The 21,276-nt window shown below is 71.6% G+C and carries 19 protein-coding genes and 1 pseudogene; 13 read left to right on the top strand and 7 right to left on the bottom strand.

All coding sequences use genetic code 11. The features are described 5' to 3' along the window. Positions 1-25 precede the first annotated feature (25 nt). Positions 26-427 (top strand): amidohydrolase family protein, encoded by a 402-nt coding sequence (locus KY5_RS00970; protein ID WP_098240349.1) that lies wholly within the window; start codon positions 26-28, stop codon positions 425-427. 378 nt (positions 428-805) lie between these two features. Here the strand turns inward: KY5_RS00970 and KY5_RS00965 are convergent, their stop codons facing one another. Further along, the gene (locus KY5_RS00965; RefSeq protein ID WP_098240348.1) at positions 806-1,453 is read right to left on the bottom strand and encodes a response regulator transcription factor; all 648 of its coding nucleotides are present in this window, start codon (positions 1,451-1,453) and stop codon (positions 806-808) included. Beyond that, positions 1,438-2,703 carry a sensor histidine kinase gene (locus KY5_RS00960; RefSeq protein WP_098240347.1) on the bottom strand — a complete coding sequence of 422 codons (1,266 nt, stop codon included), beginning with the start codon at positions 2,701-2,703 and terminating at the stop codon, positions 1,438-1,440. Before KY5_RS00960 ends, KY5_RS00965 begins: the two co-directional genes overlap by 16 nt. A gap of 252 nt (positions 2,704-2,955) precedes the next feature. On the opposite strand from KY5_RS00960, the gene KY5_RS00955 reads away from it, so the two are divergent. Next, the gene (locus KY5_RS00955; protein WP_159072448.1) at positions 2,956-3,906 is read left to right on the top strand and encodes a SecDF P1 head subdomain-containing protein; all 951 of its coding nucleotides are present in this window, start codon (positions 2,956-2,958) and stop codon (positions 3,904-3,906) included. A gap of 33 nt (positions 3,907-3,939) precedes the next feature. Here the strand turns inward: KY5_RS00955 and KY5_RS00950 are convergent, their stop codons facing one another. Together KY5_RS00950 and KY5_RS00945 are read right to left on the bottom strand one after the other, a co-directional pair. After that, positions 3,940-4,701 (bottom strand): response regulator, encoded by a 762-nt coding sequence (locus KY5_RS00950; RefSeq protein WP_098240345.1) that lies wholly within the window; start codon positions 4,699-4,701, stop codon positions 3,940-3,942. Further along, the gene (locus tag KY5_RS00945; protein ID WP_234363128.1) at positions 4,698-5,957 is read right to left on the bottom strand and encodes a sensor histidine kinase; all 1,260 of its coding nucleotides are present in this window, start codon (positions 5,955-5,957) and stop codon (positions 4,698-4,700) included. Before KY5_RS00945 ends, KY5_RS00950 begins: the two co-directional genes overlap by 4 nt. Positions 5,958-6,234: 277 nt before the next feature. Between KY5_RS00945 and KY5_RS00940 the strand changes: the two genes are divergently transcribed. The 3 genes and pseudogenes from KY5_RS00940 (at position 6,235) to KY5_RS00930 (ending at position 10,081) form a co-directional block, all read left to right on the top strand. Beyond that, complete coding sequence (locus KY5_RS00940; RefSeq protein WP_098240344.1) at positions 6,235-6,942, top strand: ABC transporter ATP-binding protein; 708 nt, start codon at positions 6,235-6,237, stop codon at positions 6,940-6,942. Then, positions 6,939-9,285, top strand: a pseudogene (locus KY5_RS00935) (ABC transporter permease). The gene KY5_RS00940 and the pseudogene KY5_RS00935 overlap by 4 nt, the downstream one beginning before the upstream one ends. A gap of 16 nt (positions 9,286-9,301) precedes the next feature. Then, the gene (locus KY5_RS00930; RefSeq protein ID WP_098240343.1) at positions 9,302-10,081 is read left to right on the top strand and encodes a class I SAM-dependent methyltransferase; all 780 of its coding nucleotides are present in this window, start codon (positions 9,302-9,304) and stop codon (positions 10,079-10,081) included. A 60-nt stretch (positions 10,082-10,141) separates the two neighbouring features. Here KY5_RS00930 and rox read toward each other — a convergent pair whose 3' ends face one another. Next, on the bottom strand, positions 10,142-11,578 hold the full coding sequence (gene rox / locus KY5_RS00925; protein WP_098240342.1) for a rifampin monooxygenase: 1,437 nt from the start codon (positions 11,576-11,578) through the stop codon (positions 10,142-10,144). Positions 11,579-11,802: 224 nt separating this feature from the next. Beyond that, positions 11,803-12,741: an RNA polymerase sigma factor SigJ gene (sigJ, locus tag KY5_RS00920; RefSeq protein WP_098240341.1), complete on the bottom strand. Its 939-nt coding sequence runs from the start codon at positions 12,739-12,741 to the stop codon at positions 11,803-11,805. 176 nt (positions 12,742-12,917) lie between these two features. Between sigJ and KY5_RS00915 the strand changes: the two genes are divergently transcribed. The 8 genes from KY5_RS00915 (at position 12,918) to KY5_RS00880 (ending at position 20,470) form a co-directional block, all read left to right on the top strand. Next, positions 12,918-13,391, top strand: a complete 474-nt coding sequence (locus tag KY5_RS00915) for a carboxymuconolactone decarboxylase family protein (RefSeq protein WP_098240340.1) — start codon at positions 12,918-12,920, stop codon at positions 13,389-13,391. A 71-nt stretch (positions 13,392-13,462) separates the two neighbouring features. Further along, positions 13,463-14,005, top strand: coding sequence for a YceI family protein (locus KY5_RS00910; RefSeq protein WP_098240339.1), 543 nt, complete (start codon positions 13,463-13,465; stop codon positions 14,003-14,005). A 51-nt stretch (positions 14,006-14,056) separates the two neighbouring features. Beyond that, complete coding sequence (locus KY5_RS00905; protein ID WP_098246993.1) at positions 14,057-14,878, top strand: endonuclease/exonuclease/phosphatase family protein; 822 nt, start codon at positions 14,057-14,059, stop codon at positions 14,876-14,878. Positions 14,879-14,941: 63 nt separating this feature from the next. After that, the gene (locus KY5_RS00900) at positions 14,942-16,477 is read left to right on the top strand and encodes an MFS transporter (protein ID WP_098240338.1); all 1,536 of its coding nucleotides are present in this window, start codon (positions 14,942-14,944) and stop codon (positions 16,475-16,477) included. Beyond that, positions 16,455-17,087: a TetR/AcrR family transcriptional regulator gene (locus tag KY5_RS00895; RefSeq protein ID WP_098240337.1), complete on the top strand. Its 633-nt coding sequence runs from the start codon at positions 16,455-16,457 to the stop codon at positions 17,085-17,087. The genes KY5_RS00900 and KY5_RS00895 overlap by 23 nt, the downstream gene beginning before the upstream one ends. Before the next feature lie 9 nt (positions 17,088-17,096). Next, entirely contained in the window at positions 17,097-17,447 is a 351-nt protein-coding gene (locus tag KY5_RS00890; RefSeq protein WP_098240336.1) for a hypothetical protein, read from the top strand. A gap of 209 nt (positions 17,448-17,656) precedes the next feature. Continuing rightward, on the top strand, positions 17,657-18,832 hold the full coding sequence (locus KY5_RS00885) for a serine hydrolase domain-containing protein (protein ID WP_199842875.1): 1,176 nt from the start codon (positions 17,657-17,659) through the stop codon (positions 18,830-18,832). Between the two features lie 171 nt (positions 18,833-19,003). Further along, entirely contained in the window at positions 19,004-20,470 is a 1,467-nt protein-coding gene (locus KY5_RS00880) for an FG-GAP-like repeat-containing protein (protein ID WP_234362568.1), read from the top strand. A gap of 69 nt (positions 20,471-20,539) precedes the next feature. Here KY5_RS00880 and KY5_RS00875 read toward each other — a convergent pair whose 3' ends face one another. Then, a complete protein-coding gene (locus tag KY5_RS00875; protein WP_098240335.1) occupies positions 20,540-21,187 on the bottom strand; it encodes an SRPBCC family protein in 648 nt (215 codons plus the stop codon). Positions 21,188-21,276 lie beyond the last annotated feature (89 nt).

Here is a 21,276-nt window from a genome sequence, read left to right as displayed (position 1 = left end):
GCGGCCGGGCGAGGAGAATGGGCCGATGCTGATCATCGCGGACCGCATTCTGACGGACACCGGCACCTACCTGGAGGGCGGCGCCGTCCTCGTCGAAGGCGACGCGATCGCCGCCGTGGGACCGAGGGCGGACGTCGTCCGGCAGGCGGGCCCCGGGGTGCGACAACTCGTCCATTCCGGAACCGTGTTGCCCGGACTCATCGACTCCCACGTCCACCTGATCTTCGACGGCGGCACCGACCCCGTCGCCGGACTGGGGGAGAGCGACGAGGTTCTCCACGAACGGATGTGCCGACGCGCCGAGCGACTGCTCCGCGCCGGTGTCACCACCGCGCGCGACCTCGGGGACCGGGGCGGACTCGCCTTCCGCGTCGCCGGGCCGGATCGCCCCCGGACTGCGGGCCGATCTCCTCCTCGTGGACGGTGATCCGCTGAGGGATCTGGCGGCGTTGACGCGCATCGGGACGGTCGTGGCGGCAGGGCGGGTGTCCCCGCACGCGTGATGCCGGAGCAAGAGCCCCACGGATGACGGCAGCCCGCCGAGCTTGCGAACAGTTGGGCGAATTGAAGCGACGGGGGACGTCGGCTTCTTCTCCGGCCACCTGTCAGGCCGACGGCCGAAGGCGTCGAGGGGGATCACGGGAACCCGCCGTCGGAACCCGCCCCGGAGGACAGGTCGGTGAGCCGGCCCCTGCTGCTCAATCCCAGGGAAGGGGGGCGCAAGGTCAAGCGGTTCGGTGCGTCGGCGAGCGGGAAGCACCGGAACAGGCCGCGTCCCGAACGCGACGACGGGTGAGGGACGGGATCACGGCTCGTTGAGATAGGCGAGGACGGCCAGGACGCGGCGGTTGCTGCTGTCGTCGTCCGTGAGGCCGAGCTTGCCGAACAGCGACGTCGTGTACTTGCTGATGGCGCTGTCGCTGAGGAAGAGCCGTTGGGCGATGGCCTGGTTGGACAGGCCCTCGGCCATCAGGCTCAGTACCGAGTGCTCGCGTTCGGTGAGGTGTTCCAGGCGCCGGTGGGACGATCCGCTGGAGAGCAGTTTGGAGATGACGGCGGGGTCCATGGCGGTGCCGCCCGCCGCGACGCGTCGCAGGGCGTCGATGAACTCGTCGGCGTCGAACACGCTCTCCTTGAGGAGATAGCCGACGGCCCCGGTCCCGTCGGCCAACAGCTCGCGGGCATAGAGCTGTTCGACGTACTGGGAGAGGATCAGGACCGGCAGGCCCGGCAGTTCGGCGCGGGCCGCCAGCGCCGCGCGCAGGCCCTCGTCCGACTGCGTCGGTGGCATCCGGACGTCGACGACGGCGACATCGGGCCGCCACGTCAGCAGCGCTTCGAGCGTCTCGGGCCCGGTGGCCGCGGTCGCCACCACCTCGTGACCGTACGCCTCGATCAGGCGGACCATCCCGTCGCGCAGGAGGTAGAGGTCTTCGGCTACGACGATGCGCATGGGACCGCCATCCTCACACACGTCGGACCGCCCGCGGGGCTGGTGATGTCCAGGGTGCCGTCGAAGACCGCGAGTCGGCGGCGCAGCCCCGCGAGTCCGCCGCCGGGCCGCTCGTCGGCCCCGCCCCCGCCGTCGTCCTCGACCGTGACGACGATCCCGGTGTCGTCCCGGGCGAGGGAGACGCGCGCCCGGGTCGCGTGGGCGTGCTTGACCGCGTTGGTGAGCAGTTCGGCGGTGCCGAAGTACGCGGCGGACTCGATCGGCGGGTCCAGGCGGAGCCGCCCTTCGGCGCTGACCGTCACTTCGAGCGGGCTGTCCAGGGCGAGCGCGCGGACCGCGTCGACGAGTCCGCGGTCGTTGAGCACCGGCGGGTTGATGCCCTTGACCAGTTCGCGGAGCTCGGTCAGCGACGTGGCCGCACCGGCCCGTGCCTCGCGCATCAGCGCCCTGGCCGCCTCGGGGTCGGTCTCCATCAGCTTCTCTGCGGTCGCGAGGGAGAGTCCGAGCCCGACCAGACGGGCCTGCGCCCCGTCGTGCAGGTCCCGTTCGATCCGGCGGATCTCGGCGGCCTGCGCGATCGTCGCGTCGGCGCGCTGCGCGGTCAGCTCGTCCACGCGCTCCGCGAGCTCCATCGCGGCGGACGCCCGCAGGAAACGGACGGCCACCGGCTCGACGCACCGCCAGGCGTACGGGGCGCTCCCGATGGCCACGGCGAGTCCGAGGACCCCGATGAGGCGTGCGGGGAGAGCGGGTTGGGCCATGCCGATGACCGCCGCCGCGACACCGGCGGGCGGCACCGCCGCGAGCAGCCCGGCCGTGAGCGGGACGATCGCCGTGAAGCGCAGGTCGCGCCAGTTGGCGGGGTCGTTCCAGCGCAGCCGCCACCGCTGGTCGAGGCGGGCGTCGCGGTGGGTCCGCTCGTACGAGAAGCCGTTCCACCAGTAGCCCGTGGACATCAGCACCACCGGGGGTGCCTGCCGGTAGCCGGGGGCGATGACGGTGTCCGTCCACCGTGTGACGAGCGAGCGGAACGCCCGGCAGACGGGGCGGGACAGGACGAGGGTGGCGAGCGGCGCCACGAGGACGACGGGCAGCCACGACCACGGGTTCCCCGCGCCCCACCGGATCCCGAGCGCCACCGTGGCGGCCCACACGGCCGGGACCACCATGCTGAGGACCAGCACCACGCAGGCCCGCACGAGCCCCCCACCGGCCCTCGCCGCCCACGACGTCACCTGTCGTGTGTTCATTCCTTCTCGTTTCCTCGCCGCGTCGCCGCGCTGGTTCCTGGACCTCCACTCTGCACCGCGCGGGGCCCGATCCCCGCCCGACCAGGGCAGAAGTGGGTCCAGACCCACCCCGGTCTACGCCCATACGCCGTCGGCGCGGACCTGCGCGCCGGACTGCCCCGCCGACAGCGGTGTGGCCGGTTACGCGACTCCACGGGCGGCGTTGGGCATAAGTTACTGAGGATCACGCGGTGACTACAGCAGGGAGAGACCGTGGCGAAGAGGGCTGGGCCGATAGCGGTCCGATTACGGGCAGTGCGATGCGCGGCCGTGGCGGGGGCGGCGATCGTGGGCCTTGCCGCGTGCGGTGGCTCGTCGGGGGACACGGACGGCAAGGGGAGCGCGCGGGGCACGAAGAGCGCGCAGGACGAGGGGAGTTCGGCGGCGGGGCCCGACGCTTCGGCCAGCCCCGCACCACCATCGTCGGCGTCCTCCGCCGCGCGGGCCACCAGGACCAGTGTGGTGTTCACCCCGGCAACTCCACAGAAACAAGCGGTACTTGAGACCACCGCGGAGCTCATGCGGCACCGGGCCGACCTGCTGGGCCTGAAGAAGGCGCACGTCGCCGTCTTCGGCGGCGGCATCACGGCGACAGCGCCCGGCAAGGCCGAGAAGAAGCTCACGGCCCTCGGCGAACAGGCCCGGCTCGAGTTCCGGCCGGTCCGCGGTGAGAGCCCCGCGAGCGCGGACCGGTGCCCGGCGACCACCGCGCCCGCCACCGAACCGCTCACCGCCTGCTCCACAAGCCCCGCCAACACTCCGGCCAACCGGTACGACCTGGGTCCCGCGGCGGTTCGTGGCGCGGACGTCTCGGCGGCCCGCGCGCACTTCGACAAACAGAGCGCGAGCGGCTGGCTCGTGGACGTCACCTTCACGTCCCGCGGCGCGAAGCGCTTCGCCGACCTCACCACCGAGCTGTCCCGGCAGCAGCCCCCGACGAACGCGGTCGCGATCGTTCTGGACGGATCGGTGCTCTCCGCCCCCGCGGTGAACACGACGATCCCCGACGGAAAGGTCCAGATCTCGGGCAGCTTCACGCGCGCGTCCGCCCGCGAACTGGCCGCGCTCCTCTCCGCAGGGTCCCTCCCCGTCGCGATGACGGTGTCCAGCGTGACGGACATCGACAGCTCGGCCGCTGCCAGGGAGGCCGCCGCTGAGGGATAGGGCCCGTCCTGCGGCGGGGCCTCGGCCTCGGGTCTACGGATGCTCGGCGCGCTGCCGTGCGTCCCCGTGTTCGCCCGCGCTGATCAGCCCCGTCTCGTAGGCGACGATGACGGCCTGGACGCGGTCACGGAGTCCGAGCTTGGCGAGGATGCGGGCGACGTGCGTCTTGACGGTCGCCTCTGCCAGGTGGAGGCGGGCGGCGAGTTCGGCGTTGCTCAGTCCGCGGGCCAGCAGGCCGAGGACCTCCAGTTCGCGCGGGGTGAGCGGGGCGAGGTCGCGGTGGAGGGCGGTGGCGTCGTCGCCGTGCCGGGCACCGTGCCGGTGCTCGCCCCCGGCGAAGCGCCGCACGAGGCGGCGGGTGATGGCGGGCGCGAGGAGGGCGTCGCCGGTACGGACCGTGCGGACGGCCGCGGTCAGCTGCTCGGGGGTGACGTCCTTGAGGAGGAAGCCGCTGGCCCCTGCGGACAGCGCGGCGTAGACGTACCGGTCGAGGTCGAACGTGGTGAGGATGATGACGCGGGGAGCTTCGGGGAACGGAGTCTCCTCTGCGGGAGCGGAGGGAGGAGCTTCGGAAACGGTGAGGATGCGGCGAGTGGCCTCCAGGCCGTCCATCTCGGGCATGCGGACATCCATCAGGACCACGTCGGGGTGGGTGCGCCGGGCCGCTTCGACCGCTTCGGCTCCGTTGGTCGCCTCGGCGACGACGTCGATGCCGTCGGCGCCGAGGATCATCCGGAATCCGGTGCGAACCAGAGTCTGGTCGTCGGCGAGGAGCACACGCAGTGGCTCGGTCACGGTGTCTCCAAGGGGATACGGGCCTCCACACGGTAGCCGCCGGTCAGCCGGCGGCCGGAGTCGAGGGTCCCGTCGTGGACGGCGAGGCGCTCGCGCAGGCCGATCAGACCCCGGCCGCTTCCGGCGCCCGCGCCGGGGCGCCCGCCGGTGTCGGTGACCTCCACCCGGAGCAGTTCGGGGCCGTAGTCGACGGTCACGGCGGCGCTGGCCCCGACCGCGTGCTTCACGGTGTTGGTCAGGGCCTCCTGGACCACGCGGTAGGCGGCGAGTTCGAGGCCGGGCGGGAGCGGCCGGGGCAGCCCCTTCACGGTCAGACCGACGGGCAGCCCGGCGTCCCGGACCCGTCCGACCAGCGATGCGAGCTGGTCCAGGCCGGGTTGCGGGGCCAGATCCACCGCCGTCGTACCGACCGGGTCCGCACTGTCGTCCGCCTCCGGGTCCTCGTCGGCCATGGTGAGCAGCCCCATGACGTGGCGCAGCTCGGTCATGGCCGCCCGTCCGCCCGCCTCGACGGCGAGCAGCGCCTCGCCCGCCTGCCCGGGCGATGACTCCATGACCTTGCGTGCGGCGCCCGCCTGGATGATCATCACGCTGACGTTGTGCGTGACGACGTCGTGCAACTCGCGGGCGATCCTGGCCCGTTCGTGCTCGACGGCCCTGCGCAGCGCCTCCGCCTGCTCGCGCTCCAGGGCGAAGAGCCGGGTGCGGCCCTCGTCGGTCCGGAGTTTCCAGGTGCGCAGGCCGACGGCGGCCACGGCCATCGGGACCAGGATGAGCAGGGCGATGTACTCGTTGGGGACGATCGGTGTCACCGAGTTCCCTGAGGTGCCGACCAGGACGACCGACACCGGCAGCGCCGCGAGCGTCGCCACCCGGTACGCGCTGTACACGGCGGCGCTGTACACGGCGATGACGAACGCGTAGAAGGTCAGCCGCATGACGCTGTGCGGTGTCGCCAGCGTCGCGGCCGTCACGACGCAGAGCACCGCGAGCGGGTAGCGGCGGCGCAGCGCCAGCGCGCCGGAGGCGATGACCGCGAGGGTCACCATGAAGGCCATGCCGCCGGGCCCTGACGGTCGCGGCACCACGATCTCCACGCCGGGTGCGATCTCCCGCACCACGACGTTCCCCGCGTTGTCGATGCCGTAGTAGACGGTCGTGATGGCCATGGCCAGGGCGAGGAGAACGTCGAACAGCCAGGCGCGCCGGGTGGGTCGTGGCGGTGGACCGCTCGGGTGCCAGGCGTCGCGGACCATCCGGCGCGCGGCTCCCCGCAGCCGCTCCAGCGTCGTACGCACGTTCATCACCAGGTCATTGTCGCCGCCGTGCGGACCCGCGGAGTCCGTCTTGACGGCCATTCCCGCCTGCACCGCACGCCTACATCGCAGGGATGACCTCCCCGGTGCTCATCGAAGCGCGGTGGCACGAAGGGTTCCTGCGGCCGACGCGTGCGGGCCCGGGCCGCTCCTAGCGTTCCCGCAGTCAGCTGCGCCTGCCTTGCGCAGCCAACTGCCCATGACCGAGGAGCCCTTCATGACCATGCCGGTGATCGAACTGCGCGACGTGAGCCGCAGGTACGACGCAGGGCCACCCGCGCTGCACGAGGCGTCGCTGACCGTCCGGGCGGGCGAGGCCGTCGCGATCCTCGGCCCTTCGGGTAGCGGCAAGTCCACGCTGCTCCATCTCATCGCGGGCCTGGACCGGCCCGATACGGGGACGGTGACCGTGGCCGGAGTGCGGGTGGACCAACTGGGCGAGGCCGGGGCGGCGCTCTACCGGCGGTCGAGGATCGGCATGATCTTCCAGTTCTTCAACCTGCTCGACGATCTGACGGTCACCGACAACGTCGTCCTGCCCGCCAGGCTCGCGGGCATGGCACGCGCCGAGGCCGCCCGGCGGGCGGCGGAGCTCTTGGAGGGCCTGCGCATCGACCGGCACGCCCGCGCCTACCCGGGGCGTCTCTCCGGCGGCGAGCGCCAACGGGTCGCGGTGGCAAGGGCGTTGATGAACCGACCGCCGCTGCTCCTCGCCGACGAGCCGACCGGCGCGCTGGACACGGCCGCGGGACAGGACGTCAGCGCGCTGCTCACCGAACTCAACGCCGAGGGCCAGACCATCGTCGTGGTCACCCACGACCTGGCGCTGGCCCGCTCCTGCACGAACCGCACGGTCACGATCGCCGACGGCCGGATCACCGAGGACGTCAGGACGCAGGACCTCGCCCCGGAGTCCGCCCGATGAGCGCGCTAGGCAACGTGGTGCGCTCGGGGGTGGGCCGCCGCCGGGTGCAGACGCTGGTGATCGGGCTCGCCACGATGATGGCGGTGGCCGCGTCCGTCCTCGGCGGATCGCTGCTCGTGGTCTCCGGAGCGCCCTTCGGCGACGCCTTCGCCGAGCAGCGCGCACCTGTCCGTGGCGTTCGACGCGTCCGAGGTGCGTGCCGGGCAGTTGGCGAAGTCCAAGGACGCCGAGGGGGTGAGCGGTTCGGCGGGGCCATTCCGTACGGCGACGGTTTCCCCCCGGGCGGACGAGGCGGGCCCGGGGTGGCCGATGACCGTGGTCGGCCGGGGCGATCCCGGCCGGGACGTGGACGAGGTGAAGCTGCTCGACGGGCGGTGGCCCGTGCGTTCCGGTGAGATCGTGCTGTCGAACGACTCCGCGCGCATCCCGACCCTGGGTGGCAAGGTCACCTTCTCCCACCTGCCCGGCGATCCGACGCTGACGGTGGTCGGCGTGGCCCGCTCGGTCACGGGGACCGCCGACGCCTGGGTGGTTCCGTCCCAGATGCCCGCGCTCACCGCACGCGGCAGCGGCGGCTACCAGATGCTCTACCGCTTCACCGAGGCGGACACCGCCGCCCGGATCGCCGAGGGGCGCGAGGCCGTGACGCGATCCCTGCCCGCCGGAGCGGCCGTCGGTGAACGGTCCTGGCTCACCGTCAAGAAGACCGCCGAGCGCGACACAGCCGTCTACGTCCCCTTCCTCATCGCGTTCGGCGCCCTGGGCCTGGTCATGTCGGTGCTCGTCGTCGGCAACGTCGTCGCGTCGGCCGTCGGTGCGGGAACGCGCAGGATCGGCATCCTCAAGGCCGTCGGCTTCACCCCCGCCCTGGTCGTGCGGGCCTACGTGGGCCAGGCGCTGATCCCAGCCGCCGCCGGGGCGGGCCTCGGCCTCGTCGCCGGTCATCTGTTCGCCGTCCCCGTACTGGCCGAGACCGGGGAGGTCTACGGCACCTCGTCCCTGGGCATCGCCCCCTGGGTCGACCTGGCGGTGCTCGGCGGAGTGCTCGGCCTGGTCGCGGCGACCGCGTGGGCGAGCGCCTTGCGGGCCGGGCGGTTGCGTACGGTCGACGCGCTCGCCGTCGGGCGCTCCGTCGCCGCGGCACGCGGCCGACGTGCGGCCCGGCTGACCGGCAGGCTGCCGTTGCCTCAACCGGTCGCCCTGGGCCTGGCCAGGCCGTTCGCGCGGCCTGCCCGCGCACTGGCCATGGGCACGGCGATCCTGTTCGGCACCGTCGCCGTCACGTTCACCGTGGGGATGGGCGCCACCCTCGGCGAGGTGATGAAGGCCAAGGCCCACGACGCCGCCGATGTCGTCGTCCCCGCGCCCATGCCGGACTTCGGCCCTCCGCTCTCCGGATCCGAGAAGGAGCGGCGCGCGCCGAACCCCGCCGAGGTCGCCTCGGCCGTCAAGTCCGCCGAGGGAACGGGGAAGTACTACAGCGCGACGAAGGTACGGACGACCGTGTCCGGCGTGACCGGCACCGTCGACACGGTCGCCTTCACCGGCGACGCCTCCTGGGGCGGCTTCACGTTGGTCTCGGGCCGCTGGCTCGACCGGGCCGGTGAGGCCGTCGTCCCCACCCCTTTCCTGGCCGCCACCGGCACCCGCGTCGGCGACGCCGTCACCCTTGACGGCCTGGCCGAACCGGTCACGGTCCGGATCGTCGGCGAGGTCCTCGACCCCCGCAACGACGGCATGCAGGTCTTCACCGACGCCTCGACCCTCGCCGCCGCGCACCCCGATCTGACGGAGACGAGCCATCACATCGCGCTCACGTCGGGCACCGACGTCTCCCGCTACGTCGACGCGCTGAACAGGAGCCTGGACCCGCTGGGGGCCACCGCCAGGGCGGGCGGCCTCGACGCGGGCGGCGACATGGTCGTCACGCTTAACGCGCTGTCCGCGACCCTCACCTTGATGCTCGTCGCCGTCGCCGCGCTCGGCGTGCTCAACGGCGTACTGCTCGACACCCGCGAGCGCGTCAGGGAGATCGGTGTGCACAAGGCACTCGGCATGACGCCCCGCCAGACCGTCGCGATGGTCGTCACCTCGGTCGTCGTGACCGGCCTCGTCGCGGGCGCCCTGGGCGTACCGCTCGGCGTCGCCCTGCACGGTTGGGTGCTCCCCGCGATGGGGGACAGTGTGGGGCTGCGCCTTCCCGATTCCGTCATCGACGTCTACGACGGGGTCGAACTGCTTCCCCTCGCACTCGGCGGCCTGCTCATCGCCACCCTGGGAGCGCTGCTGCCCGCAGGCTGGGCCGCCAGGGCCCGCACCGCGACGGCCCTGCGCACCGAATAGGAAACGGAGATCGCTTATGGATCAGGATGAACTGCCGCTCCACGCCTCGTCGTTCGGGGCGGCGGCGGCCGCGTATGCGGAACACCGTCCCGACTACGCGCGGACCGCGGTGCGCTGGGCGCTCGAACCTTCGCCAGGACCGCGCGTGCTCGATCTCGGCGCGGGAACGGGCAAGTTGACCGCCACGCTGGTCGATCTGGGGGCCGACGTCATCGCGGTCGAGCCCGATCCGGCCATGCTGGGCGAGCTGAGCCGCTCGCTGCCGGGCGTCCGTGCCCTGCCGGGCAGCGCCGAGGCGATTCCGCTGCCGGACGCGTCCGTGGACGCCGTGCTCGCGGGCAACGCCCTGCACTGGTTCGACATGGCCCTCGCCGGGCCCGAGATCGCCAGGGTCCTCGTCCCCGGAGGCGTACTCGCCGGTCTGTGGAACCTCATGGACGACCAGGTCGAGTGGGTCGCCGGGCTCGCCCGCGTCAGCGGAAAGGCGGCCGTGGGCCCGCGCGACACCCCGGCGAGCTGGCGCGCCGAGACGGCCGACCTGCATCGCCCGAAGACCGGCGCGGCCACCCGGTTCGGCGCACCGGAGCAGGCGGACTTCCCGCACGGGCAGCGCCGCACCGCCGACTCCCTCGTCGAGACCATCGCCACGCGCGCGGGGATGCTGGTCATGCCGGAAGAGGAACAACAGGCCGCGCTGGCCCGGATCCGCGCGTTCCTCGCGAGCGCACCGGCGACCGCTCGCGGTGAGTTCACCCTGCCGATGCGGACCGGGGTGCTGCGCGTCCGACGGCTGTGAGCGCGCCCCGCGGTGGACGGCACGCGCCGCCCACCGCGGGCCCGATCGCCGCATGACCGGTCAGCCGGTCGCGGCGCCGAACCACTTCGGCAGCTCGCGCAGCAGGCTCTCCTGGTCCTCGCCGACCCAGGCCACATGCCCGTCAGGCCGCAGTAGTACGGCGGGCGCGTCCAGTTCCTCGCCGGTGTCGACGACGTGGTCGACCCGGTCGGTCCAGCCCTCCACCGACAGGTGGCCCGTCCGGTCCAGGAGCAGGCCGCGGCCTTCGTGCGTCAACTCGTACAGACGGCCCTGCTTGAGCTGTACGTCGCGCATCCGGCGCCCGAGCAGGTCATGGCCGTCATGGCCCGCGCCGAAGTCGTAGCGGACGTCGACCGCGGTGATGATCCCGGTCACGTACCGGTTCACCTCCTCGAAGTCCATCAGCTTCGAGAACAGTTCGCGCAGCGCGGTCGCGCCCGGATCGGTGCCGAGGAGGGTGATCTGCGCGCGGGTGTTGTTCAGGACGTCCGCGCCCACCGGGTGCCGTTCGGCGTGGTAGGTGTCGAGGAGCCCCTCCGGCGCCCAGCCGTTGACCGCGGCGGCCAGCTTCCAGCCGAGGTTGAACGCGTCCTGCACACCTAGGTTGAGCCCCTGCCCGCCGGTCGGCGGGTGGATGTGTGCCGCGTCGCCGACCAGGAAGACCCGGTCGACCCGGTAGCGCTCGGCCTGCCGGGTGGCGTCGCCGAACCGGGAGAGCCAGCGCGGCGAGTGCACCCCGAAGTCCGTGCCCGCGACCGCGATGAGCTGCTTCTTGAAGTCGTCGAGGGTCGGCTCGGTCGCCCGGTCCTCGGCCACCGAGTCGGCGGGCACGACCACGCGGTACAGCCCGTCCTGGCTGGGCGAAACGCCGAAACGGAGTTGGGTCTTGGTGACCTCCTTGACGACCGCGGCGATCGTCTCGGGATCCTCGGTCACCGCCATCTCGCCCAGCAGCGTCTCGACCGTGGCGGCCACCCCGGGGAAGCCGACGCCGATCAGCTTGCGCACCGTACTGCGGCCGCCGTCGCATCCGACGAGGTAGCGCGCACGCAGTCGCGTCCCGTCCGCGAGGTCGACGTCCACCCCGTCCTCGTCCTGGCGGACACCGACCACTTCGCAGCCGCGCCGGACGTCGGTGTCGAGTTCGGCCGCGCGCTCGCCGAGCAGCCGCTCGGTGAGGGGCTGCGGGGTGGCGACACCGTAGGCGTGCGCCGTGTCGAGCCGCTCGGGCCACGGCTTCATGATGCCGCCGAAGAGACCCCCGACGCTGTACGTCTCGCTGACCGCGAGGAAGCGGTCGAGCAGGCCGCGCTGGTCCATCATCTCGACGCTGCGCGCGTGCAGCCCCTGTCCACGGGACTGCTTGGTCGGCTCGGTCAGCTTCTCCAGGACGACCACGTGCACCCCGGCCAGCCGCAACTCGCAGGCCAGCATCAAACCGGTCGGTCCACCACCGGCGATGATCACGTCGATCAACGAAATCCCCCAACTCACATGTTCAATGACCTGAATTCCCGGCTCCCACCTGCGCGGATTCCGGCTTCGGCCGATGATTCTGCGCCATGACCGGGGCCTTGCCGCAAGGCCCCCTGTCCGCTATAAGTTAAGAGTGGCAAGGAGCGGGTGAGCTTCTTGTCCTTCTTTTTGCCCGCTTCCCGGTGCTGTCCGTCACTCCGGCACCGACGAGGAGCAGACCGCGGTCAGGCCGTCGTCCACTTCCTGAGCTTCTCGGGGTTCCGTACGCCCCACAGGCTCGTGATCCGGTCGTCCGCGAAGTCGAACGCGATGACCGACACGGTGACGCCGTCCTGCTGGAAGACGAGCCCCGGCTGGCCGTTGACCGTTCGCTCCAGGATCGTCTGACCGCTCGTCAGGGCGGTGGCGGCGATCAGGTAGCGCGCGATCCGCTCGCCGCCGCCGAGCGGGTGCGGCACGGCGTTGACCAGGCCGCCGCCATCGGCGAGGGCCGTCGCTTCCGGATCGAGCAGGCCGATGAGGGCGTCGATGTCCTTGGCCTCCCACGCCTGCTTGAAGTCCCTGACGAGGTCGGCGCGTCGGGCCGCGGGCGTCGCGCGGGCGTGCGACGCGCGGATGCGGCGGCGGGCCGACGAGGCCAGCTGGCGGCAGGCCGCCGGGGTCCGGCCGACGATGTCGGCGACTTCGGCGAAGGAGTAGCGGAAGACGTCGTGGAGCACGAACGCGACGCGCTCGGCCGGCGTCATCGACTCCAGGACGACGAGGAACGCCATGCTGATCGACTCGTCGAGCGTGACGCGGTCGGCGGGGTCCGCCGTCCGCCCGGCGGGACGCCCGCCGATCCACTCGGTGGGGTCGGGCACCGGCTCCGGGATCCACTCGCCCACGTACGTCTCGCGTCGCGCCCGCGCCGAGCCGAGCTGGTCGAGGCAGATGCGGCCCGCGACCTTGGTGAGCCAGCCGCCGGGGGACTTGATGGCGTCCTGCTCGCGGGGTGACATGGCGTACCACCGCGCGTACGTCTCCTGTACGACGTCCTCGGCGTCGGCCACCGAGCCGAGCAGCCGGTAGGCGACGTTGATCAGTTGACGCCGCTCGCTGATGACCGCGCTCAGGCCCGGGTCGAGCGGGCCGCTCCCGTCCGGCTCGGATGGGGTGTTCATGGTGTCGTCGCTCCCTTGGCCGTCCCTGCTGTCCTGCCCCTCGTGATCCGCACGACAGCTGTCCTCACCCGTACGACGAGACAGCCCCGCGACATGTGAGGTGGGCGCGCGCCTCACATTCCGCTCGGCTGTCTCGTCGTACTCCTGGACGAACAAGTGACCTAAGGAGATCCCTCATGCAGGCCCGAATCGACATCCTCACCAATCCGGTCTCGGCGAAGGTCGTGAAGCACCTCGCGGCCGCGGCAGCGGGGCTCGCGCAGACGACCCTGCCGCCCGCGACGCCGGAACTCGTGGCGCTCCGCGCCAGCCAGATCAACGGCTGTGCCTTCTGCGTCGACATGCACACCAAGGACGCGACGCACGCGGGTGAGAGCGCGATCCGCCTGAACCTCGTGGCGACCTGGCGGGAGGCCACCGTCTTCACCGACGCCGAACGTGCCGCCCTCGAGCTGGCGGAGCAGGGCACCCGCATCGCCGACGCGTCCCAGGGCGTCAGCGACGAGGCATGGGCCGAGGCCGCCAAGTACTACGACGAGGACCAGCTCGCCGCGTTGGTGTCGGTGATCACGCTCATCAACGCCTTCAACCGTCTGAACGTGCTGGTCCAGCAGCCCGCCGGCGACTACAAGCCCGGTCAGTTCGGCTGATCGCGCCACCTGGGACCACGCGGACAACTCCCAGGAATCCACCACCACATGGCTCCCCGGGAGGGACCGACATGTCCATCACCAGATTCGACGAACTGACCGGGGAGTACGCCCTGGACGCCGCCCGCACCAGGATCGGGCTCGTCGCCCGGCACCGGATGGCCTCCAGGGTGCGGGGGGAGTTCGAGGAGTGCGAGGGCGTCGTACGCGTGGACGGAGAGGATCCGTCGCGGTCCGGCGTGCGGATCGTGATCCCGGCCGCGAGCGTCCGGACCGGCAACCGGCAGCGCGACGACCTGCTGCGCACGCGGTTCCTCGACGCGGCCGATCACCCGGAGATGACCTTCACCTCGAGCGAGGTGCGGCAGGTCGACGACACGGCCTTCGAGGTCATGGGCGATCTGACACTGCGCGGGGTGACCAGGCCCGTGACCGTGGACGTCGAGCTGAGCGGTGCGGAGGACGACGCGCGGGGCGGGCTCCGGCTGGGCTTCACGTGCGGCGCCACCATCGACAGGAACGACTGGGGCGTGAACTGGAACCTCCTCACGACGGCCATGGTGAGCCCGCTGGTGGTGCTCGAGATCGACGCCACCGTAATCCGGCGGTTGTGAGGGGAGTGGACCACACACAGAAAGGACGTGGTGGTGGCGGATCTGCGCGTCATGACCTTGAACGTATGGAACAACCGGGGCGACGCCGCCGCGCGGGAGGCGCTGATCAACGCCGAACTGCGGCGGCTCGCACCGGATGTCCTCGCCCTGCAGGAGGTGCTGCCCGGCCAACTGCCCCGCCTCATCGAAGGAACCGGGCTGCACGGCACCCACCAGTCGCAGACGGCCGCGGTGACGCCGCCCCATGCCGACCGGTTCGGCGGCACGGCGATCGCGACGCGCGCGCCGCACCGCGTCGTCGAAGTCCTCGACCAGCGGGGCACGGACGCCCCTGACGTCCCCTGGCTCACGCTCGCTGCGCTGGTGCCGCTGCCCGAACAGCTCGGAGACGTGCTGTTCATCGCGCCCACGACGTCCTTCCGGCTCGACATGGAGGCCCAACGGGAGCGTCAGGTACTGGCCTTGAGCGATCTGGACGCCCGGCACAGGACCGCCCTGCCCACGATCATGGCCGGTGACTTCAACGCGGATCCCGAGGCATCGAGCATCCGGTACCTGACGGGGCGGCAGTCTCTGTCGGGGCGCAGCACGCACTTCCACGACGCCTGGCGGATCGCGGGCTCCGGTCCCGGACACACGTGGTCCGCCGACAACCCCCGGGCGGCCGAGGACATCGGCCGTCTGGTCCGCCAGCCCGGTCATCGCAGCCGCTTCGACTACGTCTTCGTCGGCTCGACGCACGCGCACCCGCACGCGTACGCACGGGTGCGCGGCGCCGAACTCGTCCTCGACGAGCCGGTCGAGGGCGTGTGGGCGAGCGATCACTACGGCGTGGTCGCCGATCTGGAGGTGGGGCTGCTCGCCATCCCGTGAAAATGAGAGTAGCCTCCGAAAAAAGAGTCGACTCTCATAAGTTCGAGAAGGTGGTGGACCCCGATGTCGGCAGATCCGGGCGCGCGCAGGTGGTGGGCCGTCGGTGCTCTCGTACTCGCGTCCCTCGTCGTGGGATTCGACGTGACGATCCTGAGCTTGGCGCTGCCGGTCATGGCCGATGACCTGAGCGCGAACAACGTCGAGCTCCAGTGGTTCGTCACGTCGTACACGCTGGTCTTCGCCGCCGGCATGATCCCGGCCGGAATGCTGGGGGACCGGTACGGGCGCAAGAAGGTGCTGCTCGGCGCGCTGGTGCTCTTCGGGGCGGCCTCGCTCGCCTGCGCCTACGCCACGTCTCCCGGCACGTTCATCGGCGCCCGCGCCGTCCTCGGCCTGGGCGCCGCGCTGATCATGCCGACCACGCTCTCGCTGTTGCCGGTGATGTTCTCCGACGAGGAGCGCCCCAAGGCGATCGGCGCGGTCGCGGGCGCGGCGATGCTCGCCTACCCGCTCGGGCCGATCCTGGGCGGGTACCTTCTCAACCACTTCTGGTGGGGATCGGTGTTCCTGATCAACGTGCCGGTGGTGATCCTCGCCTTCCTGGCCGTGTCCGCCTGGCTGCCGGAGTCGAGGTCCAAGGAGGCCAAACGGTTCGACGTGGGCGGTCTGGTGTTCTCCAGCACGGGTCTGGCCGCGATGACCTACGGCGTGATCCAGGGCGGCGAGAAGGGCTGGACGGACGTCACCACGCTGGCACCCCTCCTTGGCGGTCTGCTCGTGCTCGTGGTGTTCGTCCTCTGGGAGCGGCGGGTCGCCGATCCGCTGGTCGACCTGTCCCTCTTCCGCTCCGCCCGGTTCACCACCGGCACGCTGCTCGGCACGGTCATCAACTTCACCATGTTCGGCGTGCTCTTCACGATGCCGCAGTACTACCAGGCGATCCTGGGAACCGACGCCCTCGGCAGCGGATTCCGCCTCCTTCCGATGGTCGGCGGGCTGCTCGTGGGGGTGTCCGTCGCCCCGAGGCTCGCCAAGGCGATCGGCCCGCGCGCCGCGGTCGGACTCGGGCTCGCGCTGCTGGCCGCGGGGCTCTTCTACGGCGCCACCACGGACACCGGGAGCGGCACGGGCCTCGCCGCCGCGTGGACGGCCGTGTACGGAATCGGCCTCGGCTTCGCGCTGCCGACCGTCATGGACGCGGCACTCGGGACCCTCTCCGAGGACAGCGCGGGAGTCGGCTCGGGCGTCAACCAGTCCATCCGTACGCTCGGCGGCAGCTTCGGCGCGGCCATCCTCGGGTCGATCCTCAACTCCGGCTACCGGGGCGGTCTTGAACTCGACGGACTGCCCGAGCGCGCCCAGGATGCGGTCGAGGAGTCCGTCTTCGGCGGCCTCGCCGTGGCCAGGGCGACCCACTCCTCCTCCCTCGCCGATTCGGTGAGCGCCGCGTTCGTGCACGGACTGGACGTCGTCCTGGTCGTGTCCGGCGGTCTGGGGCTGCTCGGCGTGCTCATCGCCGTGGTGTGGCTGCCGCGCCGTGTTGGTCGGAGCGCCGCCCAGAACGCAGAATCTGAGCATGAAGCCGCAGACGCAGCCTGACCGGCCCGGATCGGTGCCGGGCCTGAGAGAACGCAAGAAGGCACGGACCAAGGCCGCCATCCAACGGGAGGCGGTGCGGCTGTTCAGGGAGCGGGGCTACGCGGCCACGACGGTCGAACAGGTCGCCGAGGCCGCGGAGGTCGCCCCCAGCACCGTCTTCCGCTACTTCGCGACCAAGCAGGACCTGGTCTTCTCCCGCGAGTACGACCTGCCCTTCGCGGCGATGTTCCAGGCGCAGTCGCCCGAGCTGACGACGATCGAGGCCGAACGGCAGACGATCCGGTCGATGCTGGAGGACATCTCCGCGCAGGAGTTGGCCCTGCAACGCGAACGCTGGGTCCTCATCGTCTCCGAGCCGGAACTGTGGGGCGCCAGCCTCGGCGATGTCACCCAGAGCATGCGGGTCCTCTCCGAGCAGGTGGCCAAGCGGGCGGGGCGCGACCCGCGCGATGCCATGGTGCGCGCCTACACCGGGGCCGTGTTCGGCGTGCTGCTGCAGGTCTCGCTGGAGTGGGCCGAGGATCCGGACTTGGACTTCGCGGCCGCGCTCGACGAGGCGCTGGCCTGCCTGGAAGGGCTGCGGCCGAGCCCACCCGTACCCCCTCGATAGAATGATCACATGCCTCTCGTCGAGATCACCTACGCGCCGCACGTCGCCGAGCCGACGCTGCGCGAACTGGGTTCAGCGCTCCCGCACTTGGTGTCCCTGGCCGTGGAATGCCCCGAAGAGCCCTACGACGGGGACCTTCAGCCGGGCGATGTGGAGCTGCGCTTCCGGGAGTTGGGCCCCTTCGACCGCAGTGGCCTGGACTTCGTGATCGAGATCCGCTCGAAGTTCTTCGAGAGCAGGGCCGCCGACCGCCAGGAGCGCGTGGACCGCTTGCACGAGGGCATCACGGCGGCGATCGGCCCGAGCGACTTCGGTGTCTATCTGTCGCTTCCGGTGGCGGCCTGGGCACAGGGGGACTGAGCCGCGCCGGAACGGGCCGTCCTGGGGGATAACCCCCGGCACCGCCCTGAGGGCAGCACGTCGGCGCGTCGGGGGAGAGCCGGATGGGCCGGTTCTCTCCTCGCTGGTGGGATGGTCGACGACCACCGGCCCAGGGGCGAGACGGCCGCCGGACGCGGTCCGCGCGGTCCCTGAACGCGCGGGCGAGCTGAACAGCAAGGGGATCTCCCATGCATGCGCCAAGACGGCTTCGCCGTGGCCCACTCGTCCTGACCGGCCTGGCCGCGGTCGTCCTCGCGGCATCGACCGGACTGACGACCGCGGCGGCGACGGGTCTTGCCCCGGCGGCGCGGCCCCAGCAGGCCGATCCGCTGCAACAGGAGGTGGACGCGATCCGCGACACCGGGGCCGTGGGGGTGTCCGCCGAGGTGACGTCGCCGGACGCGGACGGCACGGCACGCGCCGGAACGGCCGAGTCGGGCACTCAACGGCCGATGCCGCGCGACGGCAGGTTCCGGATCGGCAGCGCCACCAAGACCTTCACCGCCACCGTCGTGCTGCAACTCGTCGAAGAGGGGCGCCTGTCCCTGGAGGACACCGTCGAGCAGTGGCTGCCGGGAGTGGTCGAGGGCAACGGCAACGACGGCAGGAACATCAGTGTCCGGCAGCTGCTGCAACACACCAGCGGCATCCCCGACATCAAGCCGGACATCCCTTCGCTGAACAGCACGAAGGGCTACCGAGCCGAGCGGTTCCGCACCTACACCCCCGAGGAACTGGTGGGCCTGGCGATGCGGCACGATCGCCCCTTTCCTCCGGGGCGGGGCTGGTCGTACTCCAACACCAACTACGTTCTCGCCGCGATGATCATCGAGAAGGCCACCGGTGAAAAGTGGGCGGACGAGGTGAAGGACAGGATCATCCGCCCGCTGGGACTGAAGCACACGAGCGCGCCCGACGCCTTTCCGTTCATCCAGGGCCCGCACGCCCGGGGTTACTCGGCGTTCGGCGCGGGCACCGGCCCTGGCATCGACGTCACGGCACTCAACCCGAGCATGGCCGTCGGCTCCGGCTCGATCATCAGCACCACGCACGACCTGAACAGCTTCTATGCCGCCCTCCTCGGCGGACGGCTGCTCGACCCGGCGCGGCTCGACGAGATGACGACCACCATGACCGCACCCGAGCTGGGCGTGGCGTACGGACTGGGCATCGCCGAGATCGAACTCCCCTGCGGCGGAACCTACTTCGGCCACGTGGGCGAACTCCTTGGCTATCGCATGTGGAGTGGCGTCACCCGGGACGGCAGCCGGACCGCCGTGGTGTACGCCACCGGAGAGGGCAGCAAGGGCACGGGAGAGGCCATGAGCACGCTGGTGGGGCAGGAGCTGTGCCGGAGCCGGTGAGCCCTGTGCCGTGCTGGGACACTCCGGGTACTCGGCGACCACCGGCCCCGGTGAACGGCCACCGACTGCCTCGCGCTGCTCCAGCACGGCACCGTACAACCAGCTCAGCTCCTCGACGGTCACACCAGACAGACCCGCGCCCCGCGCCCTGTCGACCGAGTGGGAGCCAACGTGCCACACAGCCGCCGCATCCTCACGTATGCCATCGCTGCCGCCGCGGTCACCGTCGGGTTCGTGCTCCCGTCCGGTGCCTCCGCTGCCGCACCCCGTACCGCCACGAGCGACTTCAACGGCGACGGCTACCCGGACCTCGCCGTCGGCGTCCCGGACGGGACCGTCGGCGGGAAGGCCAAGGCCGGGTACGTGAACGTCGTCTGGGGCGGGCCGAAGGGCGTCGGCGCCCACGGAAGCATCCGTGTCACCCAGGCGACCCCCGAGGTTCCCGGCTCCCCGGAGGCGGGCGACCGCTTCGGCGCGTCGGTCGCCCTGACGGACCTCAACGGCGACGGCATCGCGGAACTGCTCGTCGGCGTCCCCGGCGAGGACGTCACCGACCGCGGTACGGACGCGGGCATGGTCATCGCCGTCGGCGGCTCGAAGAACGGGCCCGGACCCGCGTCGTCGGTCCTCACCGGGCCCTCGCCCTCGGCCGCGTACGGCGCGTCGGTCGTGGCGGCCGACCTGACCGGCGGCGGCAACAAGGCGATCGTGATCGGCGGCAAGGACAAGGTCGTCGCCCGTGTCATCCAGGGCGAGGACAGCATGGTCACCACCGTCGTCGCCGCCCCGATGGGTGGCCGCGCCCCCGTCCTGACCACCGGCGACTTCGACAGCGACGGTCTCGCGGACCTCGGCGTGGCGTACTGGACCGAGGGGGAGCCCAGCACGCAGTCCCACGTGCGCCTGTGGAAGTGGGACGCCGACCGGTCCGAGCCGGCCAACTTCTGGAACACGGACAACGCGGGTGTGACGGCCCTGGCCGCCGGTGACTTCGACGGCGACGGCCACGACGACCTGGCGCTCGGCGAGTGCCGTGAGATCGCCGACGAGAACATCGACGACCCGTGCGGTCCCGAGAAGCTCGCCAAGGGGGGTGGCATCCACATCCACTACGGCAGCCCCGCGGGCGGCTCGTTCGGCACTCGCGCCCAGACCCTCAACCAGGACACCGCGGGCGTCCCGGGCGTGGCCGAGGACGGCGACCGCTTCGGCGCCGCCCTCGCCGTCACCGACGTCAACCGCGACGGCCGCGACGACCTGATCGCGGGTGCCCCCGGCGAGGCCATCGGAAGCGAAGCGGGCGCGGGAGCCGCCTGGCTGCTCCGCGGCAGCGCTCAGGGCCTGCTCGACGCCAACGGCGCAGCCACGTCCGTCGCCTGGAACCAGGACACGTCGGGCCTCCCAGGCGTCGCCGAGGTGGGCGACGCCTTCGGAGCGGCGGTCGCCGCGGGCGACCACAACGCCGACGGCGTACCGGATGTGACGGTCGGATCCCCTGGCGAGAACGCCTCCCTGGGCGCCGCATGGCTCCTCCCCAAGGGGACGTCCCACGGCTCGGCGGCCTTCTCGCCCCGCACGCTCGGCCTCCCGTACCTGACCACGGCTCAGCAGTACGGCAAGCCGCTGAACAGCCGCTGATTCCGCCCAGTGATGAGCTGGGCGAACAGAAACAGGAACAGGAGCCGGACCCGGAAGCCGGCGCGGGGCTCAGCGCCCCTGACCGTGCTGCCCATGGTGGGTGCGCGCCTCGGCGGCGGTCTTCAAGTCGCGCATCCACGCTTCGAGGCCGTCGCCCAGGATCTTGGTGGCGGCGGGAACGTTCGCGTCGACCTGAGGCCCGCTGTGGGTCTCCTCGGTGGTCACCCGCACTCCGCCCTTGACCTTGGTGAAGTTCCACACGTGGACGCCGTCGATGTGCAGTCCTTCACCGGTCGCGGGACCGGTCCAGCGTATGCAGAAGTTCTGCTTGAGCTGCTTGACGGTCGACGTGATGTCCAGCTCGGTGGCGGGGGTCGCGGGGTTGGGCGGCACCGGGGTCGTCCACCGGAACGCCGAGCCCTTGCGGAAGGGGCCGTCGTCGAGACGGTCCATCGTGGTGATGTGGGCCTGCCAGGACGGCCAGCGCTCCACCTCGGTCTGCAGCTTCCATATGGTGCGCAGCGACGCGTGGATCACGGTGTCGGTCTTGTAGCGAACCCGCGCGTCGGGGTCGACGCCCGCCCCTCGGCAGGTGACGGGCTTGTCGTGGTGCCCGGACGTGGCCCCGGCGGGTGCGGTGGCGGTGCCGAGGATGCCGACGACGAGCGGGACGGCCAGCAGGGCGGCGCGGACGCTGGTGCTGCGAACGATGGACATGGTTATCCCCTTGTCAGTGGTAAGTCGCTGTCGGCGGTGGCCTGTTGATGCCCACCGCATGGAGCGCTAGAAGCTTCTGCGTTAGTTAG

It is taken from the genome of Streptomyces formicae (assembly GCF_002556545.1).
Lineage (GTDB): Bacteria > Actinomycetota > Actinomycetes > Streptomycetales > Streptomycetaceae > Streptomyces > Streptomyces formicae_A.
This window is presented reverse-complemented; position numbering and strand designations above follow the sequence as displayed.

Bases quoted from the DNA above. Each gene is read 5' to 3' on its own strand.
- KY5_RS00970 (WP_098240349.1), top strand. From the start codon at position 26: ATGCTGATCATCGCGGACCGCATTCTGACGGACACCGGCACCTACCTG.
- KY5_RS00965 (WP_098240348.1), bottom strand. From the start codon at position 1,453: ATGCGCATCGTCGTAGCCGAAGACCTCTACCTCCTGCGCGACGGGATG.
- KY5_RS00960 (WP_098240347.1), bottom strand. From the start codon at position 2,703: ATGAACACACGACAGGTGACGTCGTGGGCGGCGAGGGCCGGTGGGGGG.
- KY5_RS00945 (WP_234363128.1), bottom strand. From the start codon at position 5,957: ATGGTCCGCGACGCCTGGCACCCGAGCGGTCCACCGCCACGACCCACC.
- KY5_RS00940 (WP_098240344.1), top strand. From the start codon at position 6,235: ATGACCATGCCGGTGATCGAACTGCGCGACGTGAGCCGCAGGTACGAC.
- KY5_RS00930 (WP_098240343.1), top strand. From the start codon at position 9,302: ATGGATCAGGATGAACTGCCGCTCCACGCCTCGTCGTTCGGGGCGGCG.
- sigJ (WP_098240341.1), bottom strand. From the start codon at position 12,741: ATGAACACCCCATCCGAGCCGGACGGGAGCGGCCCGCTCGACCCGGGC.
- KY5_RS00915 (WP_098240340.1), top strand. From the start codon at position 12,918: ATGCAGGCCCGAATCGACATCCTCACCAATCCGGTCTCGGCGAAGGTC.
- KY5_RS00910 (WP_098240339.1), top strand. From the start codon at position 13,463: ATGTCCATCACCAGATTCGACGAACTGACCGGGGAGTACGCCCTGGAC.
- KY5_RS00905 (WP_098246993.1), top strand. From the start codon at position 14,057: ATGACCTTGAACGTATGGAACAACCGGGGCGACGCCGCCGCGCGGGAG.
- KY5_RS00900 (WP_098240338.1), top strand. From the start codon at position 14,942: ATGTCGGCAGATCCGGGCGCGCGCAGGTGGTGGGCCGTCGGTGCTCTC.
- KY5_RS00895 (WP_098240337.1), top strand. From the start codon at position 16,455: ATGAAGCCGCAGACGCAGCCTGACCGGCCCGGATCGGTGCCGGGCCTG.
- KY5_RS00890 (WP_098240336.1), top strand. From the start codon at position 17,097: ATGCCTCTCGTCGAGATCACCTACGCGCCGCACGTCGCCGAGCCGACG.
- KY5_RS00885 (WP_199842875.1), top strand. From the start codon at position 17,657: ATGCATGCGCCAAGACGGCTTCGCCGTGGCCCACTCGTCCTGACCGGC.
- KY5_RS00875 (WP_098240335.1), bottom strand. From the start codon at position 21,187: ATGTCCATCGTTCGCAGCACCAGCGTCCGCGCCGCCCTGCTGGCCGTC.